The 19,260-nt window shown below is 46.7% G+C and carries 22 protein-coding genes; 16 read left to right on the top strand and 6 right to left on the bottom strand.

From position 1 onward, the window contains the following. Window positions 1–509: 509 nt before the first annotated feature. The 4 genes from polA to FRZ54_RS02140 all read right to left on the bottom strand — a co-directional run bounded on the left by polA (window position 510) and on the right by FRZ54_RS02140 (window position 5,104). On the bottom strand, window positions 510–3,323 hold the full coding sequence (gene polA, locus FRZ54_RS02155) for a DNA polymerase I (RefSeq protein WP_147030011.1): 2,814 nt from the start codon (window positions 3,321–3,323) through the stop codon (window positions 510–512). A gap of 187 nt (window positions 3,324–3,510) precedes the next feature. Further along, window positions 3,511–4,065: a DNA-3-methyladenine glycosylase I gene (locus tag FRZ54_RS02150; RefSeq protein ID WP_147030010.1), complete on the bottom strand. Its 555-nt coding sequence runs from the start codon at window positions 4,063–4,065 to the stop codon at window positions 3,511–3,513. A 10-nt stretch (window positions 4,066–4,075) separates the two neighbouring features. Next, window positions 4,076–4,696 (bottom strand): biopolymer transporter ExbD, encoded by a 621-nt coding sequence (locus FRZ54_RS02145; RefSeq protein WP_147030009.1) that lies wholly within the window; start codon window positions 4,694–4,696, stop codon window positions 4,076–4,078. Window positions 4,697–4,753: 57 nt separating this feature from the next. After that, on the bottom strand, window positions 4,754–5,104 hold the full coding sequence (locus tag FRZ54_RS02140) for a carboxymuconolactone decarboxylase family protein (protein WP_147030008.1): 351 nt from the start codon (window positions 5,102–5,104) through the stop codon (window positions 4,754–4,756). A gap of 68 nt (window positions 5,105–5,172) precedes the next feature. Between FRZ54_RS02140 and FRZ54_RS02135 the strand changes: the two genes are divergently transcribed. The 16 genes from FRZ54_RS02135 (at window position 5,173) to FRZ54_RS02060 (ending at window position 17,653) form a co-directional block, all read left to right on the top strand. Then, window positions 5,173–6,426, top strand: coding sequence for a hypothetical protein (locus FRZ54_RS02135; protein WP_147030007.1), 1,254 nt, complete (start codon window positions 5,173–5,175; stop codon window positions 6,424–6,426). A 24-nt stretch (window positions 6,427–6,450) separates the two neighbouring features. Then, window positions 6,451–6,828 (top strand): VOC family protein, encoded by a 378-nt coding sequence (locus tag FRZ54_RS02130; RefSeq protein WP_147030006.1) that lies wholly within the window; start codon window positions 6,451–6,453, stop codon window positions 6,826–6,828. Continuing rightward, window positions 6,825–7,190, top strand: a complete 366-nt coding sequence (locus tag FRZ54_RS02125; protein WP_147030005.1) for a VOC family protein — start codon at window positions 6,825–6,827, stop codon at window positions 7,188–7,190. Before FRZ54_RS02130 ends, FRZ54_RS02125 begins: the two co-directional genes overlap by 4 nt. Window positions 7,191–7,248: 58 nt before the next feature. Next, the gene (locus FRZ54_RS02120; RefSeq protein WP_147030004.1) at window positions 7,249–8,442 is read left to right on the top strand and encodes a DUF1624 domain-containing protein; all 1,194 of its coding nucleotides are present in this window, start codon (window positions 7,249–7,251) and stop codon (window positions 8,440–8,442) included. 147 nt (window positions 8,443–8,589) lie between these two features. Then, a complete protein-coding gene (locus FRZ54_RS02115) occupies window positions 8,590–9,009 on the top strand; it encodes a cobalamin B12-binding domain-containing protein (protein WP_147030003.1) in 420 nt (139 codons plus the stop codon). A 71-nt stretch (window positions 9,010–9,080) separates the two neighbouring features. Beyond that, window positions 9,081–9,866 carry an enoyl-CoA hydratase/isomerase family protein gene (locus tag FRZ54_RS02110; RefSeq protein WP_228462604.1) on the top strand — a complete coding sequence of 262 codons (786 nt, stop codon included), beginning with the start codon at window positions 9,081–9,083 and terminating at the stop codon, window positions 9,864–9,866. A 168-nt stretch (window positions 9,867–10,034) separates the two neighbouring features. Next, complete coding sequence (locus FRZ54_RS02105) at window positions 10,035–10,637, top strand: hypothetical protein (protein ID WP_147030002.1); 603 nt, start codon at window positions 10,035–10,037, stop codon at window positions 10,635–10,637. 177 nt (window positions 10,638–10,814) lie between these two features. Beyond that, the gene (locus FRZ54_RS02100; protein WP_147030001.1) at window positions 10,815–12,242 is read left to right on the top strand and encodes a sigma-54-dependent transcriptional regulator; all 1,428 of its coding nucleotides are present in this window, start codon (window positions 10,815–10,817) and stop codon (window positions 12,240–12,242) included. Window positions 12,243–12,244: 2 nt separating this feature from the next. Further along, window positions 12,245–12,457, top strand: coding sequence for a hypothetical protein (locus FRZ54_RS02095; RefSeq protein WP_147030000.1), 213 nt, complete (start codon window positions 12,245–12,247; stop codon window positions 12,455–12,457). A 93-nt stretch (window positions 12,458–12,550) separates the two neighbouring features. Then, a complete protein-coding gene (locus FRZ54_RS02090; RefSeq protein ID WP_147029999.1) occupies window positions 12,551–13,594 on the top strand; it encodes an AI-2E family transporter in 1,044 nt (347 codons plus the stop codon). A 157-nt stretch (window positions 13,595–13,751) separates the two neighbouring features. Next, window positions 13,752–14,018, top strand: a complete 267-nt coding sequence (locus tag FRZ54_RS02085) for a YtxH domain-containing protein (protein WP_147029998.1) — start codon at window positions 13,752–13,754, stop codon at window positions 14,016–14,018. Between the two features lie 41 nt (window positions 14,019–14,059). Continuing rightward, window positions 14,060–14,404, top strand: coding sequence for a phage holin family protein (locus FRZ54_RS02080; protein ID WP_147029997.1), 345 nt, complete (start codon window positions 14,060–14,062; stop codon window positions 14,402–14,404). Further along, on the top strand, window positions 14,404–14,817 hold the full coding sequence (locus tag FRZ54_RS02075; RefSeq protein WP_147029996.1) for a hypothetical protein: 414 nt from the start codon (window positions 14,404–14,406) through the stop codon (window positions 14,815–14,817). Before FRZ54_RS02080 ends, FRZ54_RS02075 begins: the two co-directional genes overlap by 1 nt. A gap of 94 nt (window positions 14,818–14,911) precedes the next feature. Further along, window positions 14,912–15,562, top strand: coding sequence for a tRNA (guanosine(46)-N7)-methyltransferase TrmB (gene trmB / locus FRZ54_RS02070; RefSeq protein WP_147029995.1), 651 nt, complete (start codon window positions 14,912–14,914; stop codon window positions 15,560–15,562). Window positions 15,563–15,564: 2 nt separating this feature from the next. Continuing rightward, window positions 15,565–15,897 (top strand): MGMT family protein, encoded by a 333-nt coding sequence (locus FRZ54_RS02065; RefSeq protein WP_147029994.1) that lies wholly within the window; start codon window positions 15,565–15,567, stop codon window positions 15,895–15,897. 97 nt (window positions 15,898–15,994) lie between these two features. Further along, window positions 15,995–17,653 carry a glutamine--tRNA ligase/YqeY domain fusion protein gene (locus FRZ54_RS02060; protein ID WP_187359726.1) on the top strand — a complete coding sequence of 553 codons (1,659 nt, stop codon included), beginning with the start codon at window positions 15,995–15,997 and terminating at the stop codon, window positions 17,651–17,653. Between the two features lie 25 nt (window positions 17,654–17,678). On the opposite strand, the gene FRZ54_RS02055 is transcribed toward FRZ54_RS02060, so the two are convergent. Beyond that, entirely contained in the window at window positions 17,679–18,041 is a 363-nt protein-coding gene (locus FRZ54_RS02055; RefSeq protein ID WP_147029992.1) for a four helix bundle protein, read from the bottom strand. Between the two features lie 106 nt (window positions 18,042–18,147). Then, window positions 18,148–18,975, bottom strand: a complete 828-nt coding sequence (locus FRZ54_RS02050) for an N-acetylmuramoyl-L-alanine amidase (RefSeq protein ID WP_147029991.1) — start codon at window positions 18,973–18,975, stop codon at window positions 18,148–18,150. Window positions 18,976–19,260 lie beyond the last annotated feature (285 nt).

Raw genomic sequence — 19,260 nt, 5'->3', positions numbered from 1 at the left:
TGGGTTGGGAAGCCCAGGTCCAATATTGTTAAGCTAAGGATTTAAATATCGAACACCGAATAACGAATGCTGAATAATGGAGTGAAAACTTCGGCGTTCGATGTTCATTATCCGATATTAATGCTTTTTATCTTTTTGCTTAACTCAACTACATTGGCCGGTATCCCTTACGCGTGTTTGTCCGTCCGTATTTTACGTCCACCTTCTTTCGCTGCCGCACGCGTGCAGCGCCCGTTTAATGACAGGTTTGTCCGCTTTGTATCATCACCCCAATACAAAAAAACGGACGGACAAACACCCCAACCATGTCATGCGGGCTACTTAGTATGTGGGATGCTGAAACAAGTTCAGCATGACGACTTGATGGATACCGGCCTTTGCGCCTAAGGCTCTGCGGACGTATGAATGGAAAGCGTGACCCGGGGAACAAGGGAAACACCCTTTTTTGAAAGTCGTAAGTCTTGGTCTATCCATCTCCCCGAACCGACTTCTGACTCCCGACTTCCTCCTTAATGCGCCTCCAGCCAGTTGGCCCCGGTACCTATCTCGACCAGGATGGGTACGTTGGTTTTGATGGCGTTCTTCATGCCTTCGCTGATGATGGGTTTTATTTTTTCCACCTCGTGATTTGGCACGTCGAACACCAACTCGTCATGCACCTGCATGGTCATGCGGGCATCCATTTTCTGGGCCTTCAGTTCGCGGTGAATGTTGATCATGGCTATCTTGATCATATCCGCCGCCGAACCCTGTATGGGGGCATTGATGGCGTTTCGTTCGGCAAAGCCGCGAACGGTGGCATTGGCCGAATTGATGTCGCGCAGGTAACGGCGGCGGCCCATTAGGGTGCACACATAGCCGTTCTCGCGGGCAAAGTTCATGGTGTCGGCCATGTATTGCTTAATGCCCGAATATTGGGCAAAGTAGTTTTCGATGATCTCGGCAGCCTCCTTGCGCGGTATGCCCAGGCTTTGCGACAAACCAAAGGCCGACTGCCCGTAGATGATACCGAAGTTGACCGCTTTGGCGTTGCGCCGCTCGTCGCTGGTTACCTCGTGCAGTTGCTTGCCGTATACTTTGGCAGCGGTAGCGGTGTGGATGTCGAGGTTTTGGGCAAAGGCATCGAGCATGTTGGCATCCTTGCTGATCTCGGCAATAATGCGCAGTTCGATCTGCGAATAATCCGCCGATACAATGGTGTGGTTCTCGTCGCGCGGGATGAACGCCTTGCGCACCTCGCGACCGCGTTCGGTACGGATAGGGATGTTTTGCAGGTTGGGGTTGGTGGAGCTTAAGCGCCCTGTTGCAGCCACGGCCTGATTGTAGGAAGTATGCACGCGCCCGGTTTTGGGGCTCACCATTTGCGGCAGCGCATCCACATAGGTCGATTTTAATTTCTGCAACTGGCGGTAATCCAAAATATCGCGCACAATATCGCTTTTCGAGGCCAGGGCAAGCAGCACATCCTCGCCGGTTTGGTATTGGCCCGTCTTGGTCTTTTTGGCTTTCGGGTCGAGCATCAGTTTCTCAAACAGCACCTCGCCCAGCTGCTTTGGCGAGGCAATGTTAAACCGTACGCCGGCCTTATCGTACACCGTACGTTCCAGTTTAGCTATGTCGCCCACCAGCTCTTTGGAAAATTCGGCCAGTGTATTATGGTCAATACGCACGCCCTCGTACTCCATATCGGCAAGCACATAGATAAGCGGGCATTCGATATCGTTGATCAGCTTTTCCGCCTCGGCCTGCTTTACTTTCGGTTTGAAAACATCGTGCAATTGCAGGGTAATGTCGGCATCTTCGGCGGCGTATTCTTTTATCTTTTCAAACGCTACATCGCGCATGCTGCCCTGGGCCTTGCCCTTCGGGCCTATCAGTTCGGTAATGGAAACCGGGCTGTAACCCAGGTAGTTTTCCGACATCACATCCATATTGTGGCGCGTATCCGGGTCGAGCACGTAATGCGCCAGCATGGTATCGAACAAAGGGCCTTTTACTGCAAGGCCATACCATTTAAGCATCAATACATCGAATTTGATATTCTGGCCTATCTTGCCGATGTCCCCGTCCTCTAAAACGGGCTTAAATTCATCAACTATCGCCTGCGCCTCTTTTTGATTTGCCGGAACAGGAACATACCAGCCGTGATGATGTTTGATGGCGAACGACAAACCCACCAGTTCGCAATGGTTAGCATCGGTACCCGTAGTTTCGGTATCAAAGCAAATGACCTTTTGCTGTTTAAGTTCGGCTATCAGTTCGGCGCGTTTTTCTTTAGTATCGGCTAAAATATATTCATGGTCGACATTGGTGATGTTCTTTCCTGCCTCGGGTTGCCCTTCCGGCTCGGCTATATCCTGCACATCCACTGTCATGGTGGTGCGACCGGCAGCTACCGGTTCGCCAAACAGATCGGTTTGGATAGAAACGGCCCGGGTTTCGGTAATGCTGAAATCGTCGCCAAACACACGGCGGCCCAGTGTGCGGAATTCCAGCTCGGCGAAAAGAGGCTCCAGCAGGTCCTTGCTTGGTGCGCACATTTCCAGCCCGGCTTCATCCAGCTCTACCGGGGCATTCAGGTTGATGGTAGCCAGGCGTTTGGATAACAGGCCCTGCTCGGCAAATTGCTCTACATTTTCGCGCTGCTTACCTTTCAGTTCGTGGCTGTTGGCGATGATGTTCTCCATCGAACCGTATTGCTTGATAAGCGCCTTGGCTGTCTTTTCACCAATGCCGGGAATGCCGGGGATATTATCCACCGCATCGCCCCAAAGGCCTAAAATATCTATAACCTGCAACGGATCGCTAACCTCCCATTTTTCCAGCACTTCCTTCACCCCCATTATTTCCACCTCGTTGCCTTGTCGGCCGGGTTTGTACAGTTTGATATTATCGGAAACCAGTTGCGCGAAATCCTTATCGGGTGTCATGCAATATACCTGGTAACCTTTGGCCTCGGCTTTTTTGGCAAGGGTGCCGATGATGTCATCGGCCTCGTAGCCGTCGGACGTAATAAGCGGTATGTTAAATCCTAAAACTATCTTATAGATATACGGAATGGCGGCAGCCAGGTCCTCGGGCATGCTCTCCCGCTGCGCCTTGTAAGCTTCAAACTCGGTGTGGCGTTCGGTTGGCGCTTCAGTATCAAAAACTACGGCCATGTGGGTGGGCCTTTCTTTTTTCAGCACATCCAGCAAGGTATTGGTAAAGCCCAGCATCGCCGAGGTATTGAGGCCGCCCGAAGTAAAACGCGGGGTTTTGCTCAACGCAAAATGCGCCCGGTAAATAAGCGCCATGCCGTCCAAAAGAAATAGCTTCTTCATAGTTATTTTTGATTACACCGATTTTTTAGAATGATTACACCGATTTTAGGAAGCGATAGCACCGATACCAGCGATTTTCAAAAATACATACTAATCTATGCAATCAAAATCCAATCGGTGAAATCAAAAAATAATCAGTGCAATCCGATAATAATCAGTGCAATCCGATAATAATCAGTGTAATCATCTATTTAAAAGAACAGTCGGGCAAATGGTCGTTCACCATACCCGTGGCCTGCATGTGGGCGTAGCAGATGGTTGTTCCGAAGAACTTAAAGCCCCGCTTTTTCATATCCTTGCTGATGGCGTCGGAAATTGGCGTGCTCGCAATGGCGTGCGTTGGCTGGTTCATAATGGGTTTACCATCGGGCATAAAGCTGTACAGGTATTTATCGAACGAGCCAAATTCCTTTTGCACTTCAATAAACAATTTGGCATTATTGATAGCCGCCAAAATTTTAAGCCGGTTACGGATAATGCCCGTATCCTGCATCAGGCGCTCCACATCGTCTTCGGTAAAGGCAGCTACCTTGCGCACGTCAAACCCGGCGAAGGCTTTTCGGTAGCCCTCGCGGCGGCGCAGGATTGTGATCCAGCTTAACCCGGCCTGGGCCGATTCAAGGATGAGAAATTCGAATAATATTTTATCATCGTGAACCTCTTTACCCCACTCTTCATCATGATATTTAATGTAGAGTTCGTCTGTTCCGGGCCAGGTGCAGCGTTTAATTTCAGTTGGCATATTTTATAAATTATTGTCTTGATTTTGTCCAGGTAAGTAACGACCATTTGTTCACGCCCCGGTCCTGTAAGACGTTAAATATTTTACGAACGACGCTATATTGCTCGCTTCGGTCACCATACAGGTAAAAGTGTAATTTGTCCCCGGTTGTATTTTTCGATACTTTATTTGATTCCGTTATCCAATCGCCTAATTCATTGTTGGGCGAATCAAACCGGATACCCATAAGTTTGTTATCGAAGGAACCGCTGTCATATTCGTTTATAAATTGTTTTAATGTTCCCAAAGGCACTTCTATCAAATCCATTTTTTTAAACTTATTTATTTCAGTATCCGAAAAAGCAACGTGATATTTTTCACCCATAGCAACAAGCGTTTGTGTCTTTATAGTGTCCGGTAATTGAAGCATAACTCTTCCTTTTACAAAATAGATTATCGCCAACTCTCCATCCAGATCACTAATAGAAGTTAGTGTTGAATACGGAAGTTGAATATTGCGAATTTGAACAAACGGGGTAGGCCGTCTCAATTTTCCTGTCACCATCAAAAATATAACAACGATAAATCCAACATCAATAGCAATCCGCATCGTTAATGCTAAATGATCGAGATGTTTTGATGGTCTGCGCATGGTTCAGGTTTGATTTATAAATTTAAACAATTCCAACCCAACTGCAAACTGCTACTGTCAACTGCCAATCCCGTTCAACTCATCCCAATACTCCACCGCTCTCCGGTAATGCGGTATCACGATAGACCCACCCACCAGGTTCGCTATCATAAACACTTCGTTCATTTCATCGTGATTCACACCCACCTCGTGGCATTTGCCCAGGTGGTATTTGATACAGTCGTCGCAGCGGAGCACCATGGACGCTACCAAGCCCAGCATTTCCTTGGTTTTTACGTCGAGGGCGCCATCGGCATAAGTTGTGGTATCCAGCGCGAAGAACCGCTTGATATTGGTATTGGCCGATTCCATTATCCTGTCGTTCATTTTGGTACGGTAGGCGTTGAAATCGTCTTCTAATTTTCCCATCAGATTAAATTATTGAGTTAGTACAGTATTGCAAAAAATATATACTTTAGCAAACCTAAATTTTATACATGAAATATTTATTTTGTTTAGCAGTTTTATCTATACTGTTTTCCCTTAATGCTGAAGCTCAGCACAATTATAGACCCGCTTATATTGTCGACCTTAACAGTGATACCTTGAAAGGGTTTATTGATTACAAAGAATGGGAAAATAATCCGAAGGAGATTTCATTTAAAAGTAATTTAAATCAGCCAGCGCCAACACCATTTACCGTTACCAACTCGACTGCCTTCGGTATAAATGGCGCCGAATACTACCAAAGATTTATTGTGTCTAAAAGCAAGGGACAAATCAATCCAAATAAGTTATCCATTGGCATCGATACCAGTAAAACAACAGACACTGCGTTTTTAAAGGTTGTTGTGGCCGGGAAAAATGTTTCGCTTTTCAGTTTGACAGACGACATCAAGACCCGGTATTATATCACCAGTACTGAAGACCGGGAGGCCAATGAACTGGACTATTATATGTTTTATATTGCGGAGAATAATGTAAAGGTCCAAACCTTATATACTTTCAGGAACCAGTTAAAACTGATTGCCGGCCATTACAATAAGGACAGCGCCAAACTTACGGAAGATATCAAATACGCCAATTACAGGGAGCGCGATCTCAGAGAAATAGTCGACCTTATAAACGGTGAAAGTTCGCAAAATTTTACGCCTCCGGGTGTTCTCGGTACCCGGGTTTTTGCCGGTGTTGCTGCCAGGTTCAATAAGTTAAATGCAGGAGGCGGACAATCTTTCTTCCCCGATGGCACCAATGAAAGCGTCACCTCGCCGGTAGTATCTGCCGGTGCAGACTTTTTTTTGAATAAATACACAAAAAAATTCGTTTTCAGGGCAGAGATCGAATACTCGGGTTCTCACTATACCATTCCTCCAACAGCAGTAAACGGGGGCGGCACAACGGCTTCTTTCGATTTTAAACAATATACCGTATCGGTAGTTCCGCAGGTGATTTATAACGTTTATTCTACCGATCAGTTTAAAGCATTCCTTGATGCAGGTATTGCCCTCAATTTCTCTTCTTACAACAAATATGCATACCAGGTTAATTTCGGTAATGTATCCACAACCAGCACACCCAATTACCCTGCGCTTTTGCATTACTGGAATACATTCAGGCTGGGGACCGGGGTTGTTATCGGCGAAAAGATACAAATAAACGCCTCTTATGGCTTGTTGGCGCCTATCTCGTCAAGCCACAGTTACGATGTTAAAATTTCGTATTACCAGGTTGGCGTGAATTATTTATTCTGATATTTACAGGTAAATTCAGTTTTTATGGAAACTTTAGCGCCTAATATTTTTACGCGGAACATACAGGAAACCGTGGCCCTTTACACGCTGCTGGGATTTAAAGTAGCCATGTCGGTACCCGAGCAGGGCGACGAGCTGGTTTGGGTGATGATGGTGAACGGAGGGGTTACCATCATGTTCCAGACTTTCGATAGTTTGGAGGAAGATCTGCCGGAGATCAGCCGGGGCAACGGCGGATCGCTGCTGTTGTATATCAACCTGAAGAATATCCGGGAGTTTTTTGAATCTATAAAAGGCAGAGTGAAAGTATTGAAGGGCCTGGAAAAAACCTTTTATGGCGCTACCGAATTTTCTATATTGGACAACAATAATTATGTCCTCACTTTTGCCGAACACGAATGATCACTTTTAAACGCGCCGACCATATCCATATCTGCGTTCCGCCCGAAAGGCTGGAGGAAGCGCGTAAATTTTATACCGATGTTGTTGGACTGAAATTAACGCACCGCCCGGAGGTTTTCAAACATCCCGGCTATTGGTTCGAAATTGGCAACATCGGCTTTCATATTGGTATTGAGCCGGGCCTGCTGAGTACGTCGCGCCATAGTGCTTTTGAAGTTACGAACCTGGCTGCGGCCCGTGAACAGCTCGAATCGAATGGCGTTAAAACTTATGAGGAAGAGCGTTTGGATGACAGGGAACGATTTTTCTTTCTCGATCCGTTTGGGAACCGGATGGAGCTATTGGAATATTCAGTCAAATAAATGACATATAGCAAGTTTCGGGTTTAGCACGACATCAAAATAGTGCTATCTTCGAAACATGAACGCAACCGCAACCATCACAAAAAACAGGATAACTTCCATCGACTTGCTGCGCGGCACCATTATGATCATCATGGCGCTTGACCATGTGCGCGATTATTTATTTTTTGGCTCATTTTATTTCGACCCGCTCGATCTCACCAAAACAAGCGGCGTCCTTTTCTTCACCCGCTGGATAACGCATTTTTGCGCCCCGATATTTTTATTGCTCGCCGGTACCTCGGCCTACCTGATGGGCCGCAAGAAGACCAAAAGCGAACTATCGGTTTTCCTGGTGAAACGCGGCCTCTGGCTGGTTTTCCTGGAGATGATCGTCGTGAACTTTGGCTGGAACTTTAATATAGCGTTCCCTATGTTCTTTTTCATCACGATATGGGCACTGGGCGTTAGCATGATAGCATTGGCGGCGCTGATCCACCTGCCGAAAAGGCTTTTGCTCGTACTCAGCATCGTGGTTATCGCGGGTCATAATCTTTTGGATAATGTACATGTACCGGGAAATACACTGGCGGGTTTCGGCTGGTCGTTGGTGCACGATCAGCAATTTTTTACCTGGCATAACGAAATGCTTTTGGTTGGCTATCCTATTGTCCCGCTCTTTGCGTTAATGTCCCTGGGTTATTGCCTCGGCGAACTGTTCACATCGGAATTTGATTCCGCGAAGCGAAAAAAGGTATTATCAACCGTCGGATTTTCGGCCCTTGTGTTGTTCGTGCTGCTGCGGTACAGCAATATATACGGCGACCCGGTAAAGTGGAGCACGCAAAAGGACGGCTTTTTTACTTTCCTCTCGTTCCTGAATGTGAATAAATACCCACCGTCTTTATTGTACGTATTGCTAACCATCGGCTCGGCCTGCGTGTTCCTGGCGTTTACAGAAAAACTAAGGAACGGGTTGGTAAATATTGTGTCGGTTTACGGCCGTGTACCGATGTTCTATTACCTCATCCACATTTACATCATCCACCTTATTGCCGTTATATCATCTGCTGTAACGCCCGGGCAGGACTGGCACCGTTGGTTAATGGATAAACCGATATGGTTTACCACCAACCTGAAAGGTTACGGATTTTCATTACCGGTTACGTACCTGGTATGGATAGGCGTAGTAGTTGGCTTGTACCCGCTATGCAAACGGTATGATGCCTATAAACAAAAGCATAAAGAAAAGTGGTGGCTTAGTTATTTGTAAGACATGATTGCGGGACCATATTGATTTACCGATTTAAGTTTATCGGGGTTGAAAGCTTTTGAATTTAGTCTTTCTGTTTTCAGCTATCCGCTCGGCGCCGACTGATTTGTCTTTTTCTTTCTACCTTTACACCACCAATTGCTTACCATGAGTAACGAATTTAATCGCCCGATACGTGTACTGGTTGCCAAAGTGGGTCTTGACGGGCACGACCGCGGCGCGCGCATTATAGCTACCAGCCTGCGCGATGCCGGGATGGAGGTGATCTATACCGGCCTGCGGCAGACGCCCGAAATGGTGGTGAATACCGCTTTGCAGGAGGATGTAGATGCAATAGGTGTATCAATATTATCAGGGGCCCACATGACAGTGTTCCCAAAGATAATTAACCTGATGAAGGAAAAGGAAATGGATGATGTGCTGGTCACCGGTGGCGGTATTATACCCGAGAGCGATATGGCAGAGCTGAAAGCGTTAGGCGTTGGCGAACTTTTCCCGCCGGGAACTACAACGGCCGACATTGTAAAATATATTACAGATTGGGTGCATAAGCACCGCAATTTTTGAGAACCACAGCCCAGCGAAGCGTGGGTCGGTGAGTCAAATAATGAAGCAAAAAAACTAAAATATTCTACCTTATGTCCATGTTCGAAAACCTGCTGACCCATACGGATAACCGCATCCACCACATCATCATCAACCGCGCGGGTAAGATGAACGCGCTTAACCGCAATACCCTCGCCGAACTGCATACCGCCGTTTATGACGCGTTGAACAGTAACCAGGTTGGTGGTATCATTATTACCGGTGCGGGCGAAAAAGCTTTTGTCGCAGGCGCTGATATTGCGGAATTTGCTTCTTTTGATTCAACAAAGGGCGAACAGTTGGCGCGTCACGGTCACCGTACAGTTTTCAATATGATAGAAAACAGCAGTAAGCCCATTATCGCTGCTATCAATGGTTTTGCCCTGGGCGGCGGACTGGAACTGGCTCTGGCCTGCCACATTCGTGTTGCGTCCAACAACGCCAAAATGGGCCTGCCCGAGGTAAGCCTGGGTTTGATACCGGGATACGGCGGTACACAGCGTTTGACCCGTTTGGTCGGTCGCGGTCGCGCGCTGGAAATGATATTGACCGGTGATATGATCTCTGCCGAAGATGCCCATGCCTACGGCCTGGTCAATCATGTAACAGCGCCCGAAGAACTATTGCCGGCAGCCGAGGCTATCATGAACCGGATACTATCCCGTGCTCCGCTTGCCCTCACGGCAGCTATCGAAGCGGTGAATGCTTCAACCCAAAATAACATCGACGGATTTGAGACCGAGATCGAAAAATTTGCCCGGTCGTTCGATACTGAAGACTTTAAGGAGGGTGTTGCCGCATTTCTCGAAAAACGAAAACCCAATTTTCAGGGTAAATAAGCCACTTTTTTTACAATAAACTGACCAATTTCCATATTTGGTCAAAAATATCTCATTGTTAATCAAGCGATTGAATAATCGTGACAATTGGATGAAACTGTGTGTTACTTTTCGTGCTTTACTTTGCCCTGTGTTTCAACAAACACATCTAATAAAACACATAACAAAATGAAAAGTACATTTAAAATTTCAGCCCTCGTGCTCGCTTTTGCCGGATTGGCTTATGGCGCAAAAGCACAAACCAGTACCCCTGCTTCTTCAGCAAAAACTACAACTTCAAACGGAATCATATGGAGCGTTGGCGTGGATGCGGGTCTTCCGACAGGAAACCTTTCAAATGCTTATAACTGGAACCTTGGCGGTTCGTTACAGGCCGATATCCCGGTGGTTCAAAACCAGTTGTTTGTTACTGTTAACGCAGGCTACAACAACATTTTTGGTAAAAACAACATCGATGGAACAGGTCTCGACGCTACCAATATCCAGTTGTTACCGGTTAAGGCAGGTTTGAAGTATTTCCCCATCAGCCACCTGTATGTACAGGGTGAAGCCGGCGCTGCATTTGCTTTAAACAAATCGGATCTGGGTTTTGACAACAGCGCCGCATTCATTTATGCACCGCAGGTTGGCTACCAGTTTCCTATCGGCGGTAAAAGCTTTATCGATGCCGGAGTACGTTTTGAAGGCAGTACTAAATTCAACAGTACGATCGACGACAGCAAGGTAAACTTTGTTGCATTGCGCCTGGCTTATGCTTTTGGCACCAAGTAATTTTTCTACCATCAATTAAAGTGACGAGGGGCCTTAGCGGGCCCTTTTGTCGTTTTTTTATTCAAGAAATATAAAAATTAGCGCTATAATTAAAATTTACCCAAAAAATTAGCAAATTTGTGTGTAACTTGACGTAGCTGTAATACGTTTACCTGTCAAAATTAGCTAATACCTGTTATGAAGAAAATTCTCATCATTGATGATGAAGTTAATGTCGCGTTATTACTGTCAAAGTTTTTGACGCGTAACGGTTTTGACGTCGCTACAGCTGCCACTGGTTCGAGTGGTCTCGAATTACTAAAAAATGGTTCTTTCGACCTTGTCCTTTGCGACTTCCGCCTGGAAGACACCGACGGACGCGAGATGCTGAAGAGTATCAAAACCCAATACCCCAAAACAGGTGTTATCATCATCACCGGTTATTCTGATATTAAAATGGCCGTTGAGCTTATCAAGATGGGCGCTTACGATTATATCACCAAGCCGCTTTATCCCGATGAGATATTAAATACGATCAATAAGGCTTTCGAAACTCACCACGCGCTGGTAGACGACCCTGAACCTGCTATTAATGTTACCAAGCCTACAAATGGCAAAAAGCCACAATTACCCAATAGCGAATTTGTTGTGGGTACAAGCAAGGCTGCTAAAGAGCTTGCCCGCCAGATAGAGCTGGTTGCCCCAACCAATTACAGCGTAATTATTTTGGGCGAAAGCGGTACCGGTAAAGAATCAGCTGCTAAAAATATACACCTGCACAGCCAGCGCGCCAATATGCCTTTTATTGCGATGGACTGCGGATCGTTAACGAAGGAACTGGCCGCAAGTGAGTTTTTCGGGCACGAAAAAGGCTCGTTCACCGGTGCGTTATATACCAAGATAGGCCACTTTGAGATGGCCAACGGCGGTACCCTGTTTCTGGACGAAGTAGGTAACCTGTCGTATGATATTCAGGCGGCCCTGCTGCGTACCGTGCAGGAAAGGAAAGTAAAACGCATAGGAAGTACCAAGGAGATAGACCTGGATGTGCGCATTATCATAGCCACTAACGAAAACCTGCAGGACGGCATTTCCAAGGGTCGCTTCCGCGAGGACCTGTACCATCGCTTTAACGAGTTTACCATATACATGCCTGCATTGCGGGAACTGGGCAGCGATATTATGTTGCTGGCCAATCACTTTTTGCAAATAGCCAATGCCGAACTGGGCCGTAATGTCACCTCGTTCTCGCCCGAAGTGGAGGAATGTTTTATGAACTACAGGTGGAACGGCAACATCCGCGAACTTAAGAATGTTGTTCGCCGCGCCACCCTGATCACCGAGGGCGATGTGATCCCATTAAAGGCTCTCCCGCTGGAGATATCCAATTTCAGAGCCTCAGCTGCGCCGGTGTTCGAATCAGTAGCCGCATTGTCGGAGATTGAGCAGGCATCGGTAAAAGAAAGCAGGCACGACCTGAAAAACGCCGCACAGGAAGCCGAATATGATACCATATTGAAAGTGCTGCGCGAAGTAAACTTCAACAAAACAAAAGCTGCCGAAATTTTAAATATCGACCGGAAAACTCTTTACAATAAAATGAAAGCTATTAACTTAGGCAAGTAATTATGGAAGAGCCAGCAAAAGGCAGCGAAACCGGCGCAGATAAAACACGGCGGTTAAGACACGATATCCGCAACCAGCTTTCGAACATCAACCTGTCGGTTGAGCAGTTGAAATATGAAGTGCCGGATGACGCTACTTCCGATGTTGCTTTTTATATCAATACCATCGCCATGAGCTGTGCGAAGATCAATTTGCTGCTCGACGAGCTCGACTAGTCATTAAAAGGTAAAGCATTTTAATTGAGGCGCTAAAAAACATTTTAGTGCTTTTTTGTTTATAGGTTTGTACTTATTGCAATAGATCCCTCAATGTCCATTTTCAACCACAAACAGCGTAACAATATCATACTCGCCAGCATCATCATACTGGCCTGTTTCCTGTTGTATGCTTTGAGCGGGTTGTTTAGTTCCATATTGGGCGCCATTATACTGTTTACGCTGTTCAGGCCAATGTATATCGGCCTCGCCGAAAAACGGGGATGGAACAAAACGCTTGTGGCGCTGCTTATCATATTTATTTCACTTATAGTGATCGTTATCCCCTTCCTGGCGCTCAGTATTATGGTAATTCAGAAAATATCGGGCCTAACCAGGGATTCGCTCCCGATACAGGATTGGATATACAAGATCGATATTTTTTCAAGCCAGCATCTTAACCAGCCAAAACTTGCCGAGAATACGCTGCAAAAGGCCAGCGAGTACATAGCCCAGCTTTTCCCGTCCATCCTTAGCAGCGCTGTCAACATTATCATAACGCTGCTGGTGATGTATTTTCTCCTTTATTTTATGTTCACACAAATACGTGAGTTTGAAAAAGGGGTGCTTAAGTTCGCCCCTTTTCGCGAACAGCACGCCTTAAAATTTGCGGAGACACTGCATAATGCCACGTACAGCAATGTGCTTGGGCAGGGCATCATCGCCTTTGTGCAGGGCACCTTACTGGCTATGGGCTTTTATGCCTTTGGTATTCCCGACCCGATATTTTGGGGTGTGATAGGCATGTTCATCTCTTTTTTACCGGTGGTAGGCGCGCCTACGCTAACCATCCCGGCCAGTATAGTACTTTTTGCGAACGACCATACTATGAAAGGTATATTCCTGCTGGCATACGGGCTGCTTTTTATCGGTAATGTTGATAATGTATTGCGAATGATCATCAACAAGCGGGTTGGCAACACGCACCCACTTATAACAGTGATAGGCGTGTTTATTGGGATTCCGCTCTTTGGTATTTTGGGGTTGGTTTTCGGGCCACTGCTGTTGTCCTATTTCCTGCTTTTGGTTGAAATATATGAGACCAACCGTATGGCAGCCGAGAGATTGGACCGCATAAGGACCAACATGGACAATTAAGCTAAATGGAATATTTTTTGCCCACGCAAATGAAAATGCCGATATTGATACGATCAATTATAAATAACCGGAAACCTGACTAAAAGTCTGTTTATAAATAATTGGCAGGATTTTTAACCGTTATAAATTAAAATGTTCAACTTAAAAATATAATAATATGAGTGACAACTCGAAAGTAGTAGTTGCATTGCTTGCAGGGCTAGCGGCAGGAGCAGCGTTAGGGATATTATTCGCGCCTGAAAAAGGTGCTGAGACGAGGGATAAACTTACCGATTCGTTAAAGAAACTGGGCGACTCGATAAGAGAGACCGCAGCAAATGAGATCGACAACCTGGTAGGGTTTAAGGACAAAGTTGTCGATAACATTAAGAGCAAGATCAAATCGGCCGAAGAGGAATACCAGGACGACCTGGAACACGCATAATTAATTGGTCCCGGGTTACCCCGGGATCATCTCTAAGATATATGGAAGAAGAACAAAAAGAATCCAATACACCGCCTATTATCGACCAGCTGAAGGAATACGCTGAGACACAAATAAAGCTGGCGAAATATGAGGCCATTGAGAAGGGGTCGAAGATGCTCGGCGGCTTTGTGGTGGATTTTATTGTGAGCGTTTGTTTTGTTCTTACCTTCCTTTTTGTGAGCCTTGCTATAGCATTCGCACTCTCCAGCCTGTTTAATTCATACTGGGCCGGTTTCGGGTGCATGGCCGCCATCTATCTGATCATCGCTTTGATCATGATGAACAGGAAAGACAGACTAAAGCCAAAGCTTACTAATATGTTCATTAAAAATTTCTTTAAGTAATGGCTGACGTGATGATAAATAATGTGGATGATCTGCGGGCCGAAATAGCGCGTCTTAAAATCATAAAACAGGAGCAGGGCGAAGCACTGGCCGAACGTTTTAATTCGCCGATAACGGCGCTTGCTACTGTATATTCTGCTTTCCCCAATAAGCGCGGTGGCAAAAACGATCTGTTTCAGCAGGATTTTGTATCGATTTTATCCAGGGTAGTATTGCCGCTTATGTTGAACAAAACCATTTTCCGTAATTCAGGATTTATAGTCAAAACGTTGGTAAGCCTGGTGTCTCAAAAAGCCTCCCGCTTTATAAATGAAGATAGTATTGCCGGTTTATGGGATAAAGTAAAAACACTGTTCGAAAAAAAAGACAGGCAGCCCGACTACGGCATTCCGCCTGAAAGCGAAGCATCCTGAACTAAAAGCTAAAAGACCAAAGCAGAAAGCTTTTTGTGCCTTCCTGTAAATGCTTTGTACTTTCTGCTTTCCGCTTTATGCTTATTTTTGCTGCGTGGGAAAAGACAAACTCAGACGTTTCGCCGAAGTAGCGACTTTCAGCAATGTAGTACAACTGGATGCAGGAATGCCCTACAGGGGCAAGTGGGCAGCTGACTTTTTTAAAAACGGCAACCCCGTTGTGCTCGAACTTGCCTGTGGCAAGGGCGAATACACAGTTAATCTCGCTCAGCTTTTCCCGCAAAGGAATTTTATTGGCATCGACTATAAAGGCAACCGCATTTGGCGCGGCGCGAAAGATGCGCTGGAACAAGGGGTAGCCAACGTTGGTTTCCTCCGCATACAGATAGAAACACTGCTGGATTACTTTGCCGAAGGGGAGGTGGATGAGATATGGATAACCTTTCCCGACCCGCAGCCGCAGTTAAGCCGGGAGAAAAAGAGACTGACATCGCCGCGATTTTTGGAAAAATATAAGCAGGTGCTGAAGCCGGGCGGTTTTATGAACCTGAAAACGGATAATGACGGCTTGCACGCCTACACAGCCGAAAAAATTGCTGAACATAACCTGATACTTCATATCAGGACGGAAGACCTTTACCATTCCGAATTTGCCGATGAAGTGCTTTCTATCAAAACCTATTACGAGAAGAAATATTTAAAGGATAACAAGAACATTAACTACCTTAAGTTTTCATTCCAGTAACCATGCCCGACTATAATTTTTACGATTCGGTTTACCAGGTAGTTCGGTTAATTCCGCCGGGCAGGGTTACCTCTTACGGGGCTGTCGCCAGCTATTTAGGTACAAAGGGCTCCTCGCGCATGGTGGGTTATGCAATGCAGGCCTGTGGCAACGCCAACCCGCCGGTGCCTGCTCACAGGGTAGTTAACAGGCAGGGTTTGTTAACGGCGAAATTCCATTTTGGTGGCGACCGCATGGCTGAAATGCTTCGCAGCGAGGGTGTAGAAGTAGAGAGTGACCAGGTGAAGGATTTCAAAAAAGTTTTTTGGGACCCTGCAATAGAACTTGAGATGTAACCTTATCGCTTTCTCAAAGCATAAGACCCTATAAAAACCCATCCAAATTTGCTATTTTTGCCCCTTTCCCCGCCTGCGGCAGGCAGGCATTACTATCATGAGCGAAGAGCGGTCGTTAAATTTTATAGAAGAGATTGTTGAAGAAGATATCAGCACCGGCAAGTACGGCGGCCGGGTTTTGACCCGTTTCCCACCCGAGCCGAATGGTTACCTGCATATCGGTCATGCTAAATCCATTTGCCTCAACTTCGGTCTTGCGCTGGAATACGGCGGCAAAACCAACCTGCGCTTTGATGATACCAACCCGGTAAAGGAGGATGTGGAGTATGTGGACAGCATTAAGGAAGACGTAAAATGGCTGGGTTTTGAATGGGCCAATGAGCTGTATGCTTCTGACTACTTCGATCAGTTATATGAATTCGCGGTTTCGCTTATCAAAAAGGGGCTGGCTTATGTTGACGATAGTACTGCCGAGGAGATAGCCGCCCAAAAAGGTACGCCAACCGAACCGGGAAAGGGGAACGAATACCGCAACCGCAGCTTGGAGGAAAACCTGCGCCTGTTTGCCGAAATGAAGGACGGCAAATACCCCGACGGCGCTAAAGTGCTTCGGGCTAAAATAGACCTGGCATCGCCGAACATGCATATGCGCGACCCGCTGATGTACCGCATCAAACATGCACATCATCACCGCACGGGCGACAAATGGTGCATATACCCCATGTACGACTTTGCCCATGGCGAGTCGGATGCCATAGAGGAGATCACACATTCTATCTGTACGCTCGAGTTTATCCCGCACCGGCCGCTGTACGATTGGTTCATTGAAAAACTGGATATTTTCCCGTCCAAACAATACGAATTTGCCCGCCTCAACCTCAACTATACCGTAATGAGCAAGCGCAAGCTGCTGCAACTGGTGGAGGAAAAGCACGTTGACGGCTGGGACGACCCCCGTATGCCTACCATCAGCGGGTTGCGCCGCCGTGGTTATACGCCTGCTTCGATACGCGATTTTTGCGAGCGCATAGGCGTGGCCAAGCGCGAGAATATGATTGAAATGGCCCTTTTGGAGTCCTGCATCCGCGAGGATCTGAACAAGACCGCCTGGCGCCGTATGGCTGTGCTTGATCCTATAAAATTGATCATTACCGATTACCCCGAAGGCAAAACCGAAACTTTTGTGGGTGAGAACAACCCCGAAGCAGAAGATGGCGAAGGCACCCGCGAGCTGCCGTTCAGCCGCGAACTATGGATAGAACGCGAGGACTTTATGGAAGAGCCGCCGAAGAAGTTCTTCCGCCTGGCAGTGGGCAATATGGTAAGGCTGAAAAGCGCCTACATCGTTAAATGCGAAGGTTTCACCAAGGACGCTGACGGCAACGTAACTGAGGTGCATTGCACCCACGTGCCCAACTCGCTTTCGGGTAACGATACCAGCGGCATCAATGTGAAGGGCACCATCCATTGGGTGAGCGTACCGCACGCAAAAACCGCCGAAGTGCGCTTGTACGACCGCCTTTTCCGCGTGGAAGACCCCTCTAACGAGGATGGCGACTTTAAGGAATACATTAACCCCAATAGTTTACAAATACTGCCCAACGCTTACATTGAACCCGACCTGGCAACGGCTATACCCGGAAAAGGGTACCAGTTTATCCGAAAAGGGTACTTTACGCTGGATAAATTCTCGACGCCGGAGAAGTTGATATTCAACCGCACGGTGACCTTGAAGGACGGATGGGTGAAAAAGTGAATGGTCAATAGTGAATGGTCAATGGTTAGGTTGAGGTAGAATTGATAAGTCCGCTTAAATATTTAAAGCACTTAACCAAAGTCAATCCTAAAGACTGTAAGTTCCCAGCTGTACAATAATTGAGATCAAATGCTATATCCAGTGCGGCGTCAACCTCAATAATTGATCCCCTAGCTATTTCATAATACCGTTTGCGTTCCGCATCCGATTTTCTGGAGCTTCCCTCTGCAATGTTTAAGTGCACAGATAATGCAGCGCGTTTAATTTGTTGTGTTAAGGCGTACCTTTCATCTGCGGGGAATTGATTAGTAGCGAAATAACATTCCTTAACAAATTGCCTCGCAACGGTATATACCTCTAATTTTTGATGGTTTAGGTGTAAAAACATAACTGTAAATTTTACACAATATAAGTAGTCATTAGCTAAGGGTAAACTATCGATTAAAGGCAATCAAAAATTCACTATTCACCATTGACTATTGACCATTCACCACTCAATACTTCCCCGCCACATTATACAGCACATTCAAATCCAGCTGACTTAAAACCGGGCTGCTGTCCTTTTGCACAAAATGGCGTTTAAAGGCCACTATGGCGGCTTTCAGGTTCGAGGTGTCGTAGCCTATCAGGCGCAGGGCTGTGGCATAGTCGAAGTTATCCGGGGCAAGCTCCAGCACATCGTCGCTCCAGTAGCCAAAGCCGTGCTGAGCCATCACCTGCCATGGAAAGTACGGACCCGGGTCGGGTTTGCGAAGGGGGGCTATATCCTGGTGACCTATAAAGTTTGCCCGTGGAATATTATACGTCTTTTTCAGGTACCCCAGCAGCGCCACCAGGCTCTTTACCTGCGCAGCGGTAAAAGGCTCGCTGCCGTTGTTATCTATCTCGATGCCAACCGAGCAGCTGTTCATATCCGTAACGCTGCCCCACTTGCTTACACCCGCCTGCCAGGCCCGCAGGTAATCGTTCAGCATGTGGTACACCTTGCCGTCCTTGGCCACCACGTAATGGGCGCTCACCTGCGTTTTTACAATGGTAAAGGTCTTCAGCGTTTGCTGGATACTGTCCTGGGCCGTAAAATGGATGATCACATAATTGGGCTTGCGCATGTTAAAGTTCACCGTCCCTACAAAGTCCGACGGTACTATGGCCCCGGTACTGTCCGTCAGTGCTACGGGTTTAGCCACCTCTATCACCTTGGCTATCGAATCCGACTGGTGCCTGTACACCTTGTTGGTAAGCGCGTAGGGGCCTTTGGGCGAGCAGCCTGCCAGGAGGATAAAGGCTAAAGGTAAAAGGCGAAAGGCGGTAAACTTCTTCATAGCAAAGGCTAAGGTAAGCAAATGAGAGGCAAGAGCCAAGATGCAACAGCCGGGAATGCCGCCAGCAAAAGGAGGGTTAACATGGTTTACACTTTTCCATGCTTTTTAACCATAATGTATTGATTATCAATAAATTGATAAAAACAGGTGTTAACCATAATTTTTTCTTTTCAAACAGGAAATATTTTGCCGGGCTTGTCGGGAAATTGAAACTTAGCTGCCATTACACCAAGTACCCGGCGTAACGCCGCCGGTAGCGTGCCCTGCCAAAGTAAATAACACATT

This window comes from Mucilaginibacter ginsenosidivorans (assembly GCF_007971025.1).
GTDB lineage: Bacteria > Bacteroidota > Bacteroidia > Sphingobacteriales > Sphingobacteriaceae > Mucilaginibacter > Mucilaginibacter ginsenosidivorans.
Note: the sequence above shows the minus strand (reverse complement) of the source record. Positions and strands in the feature narration are given on the sequence as shown.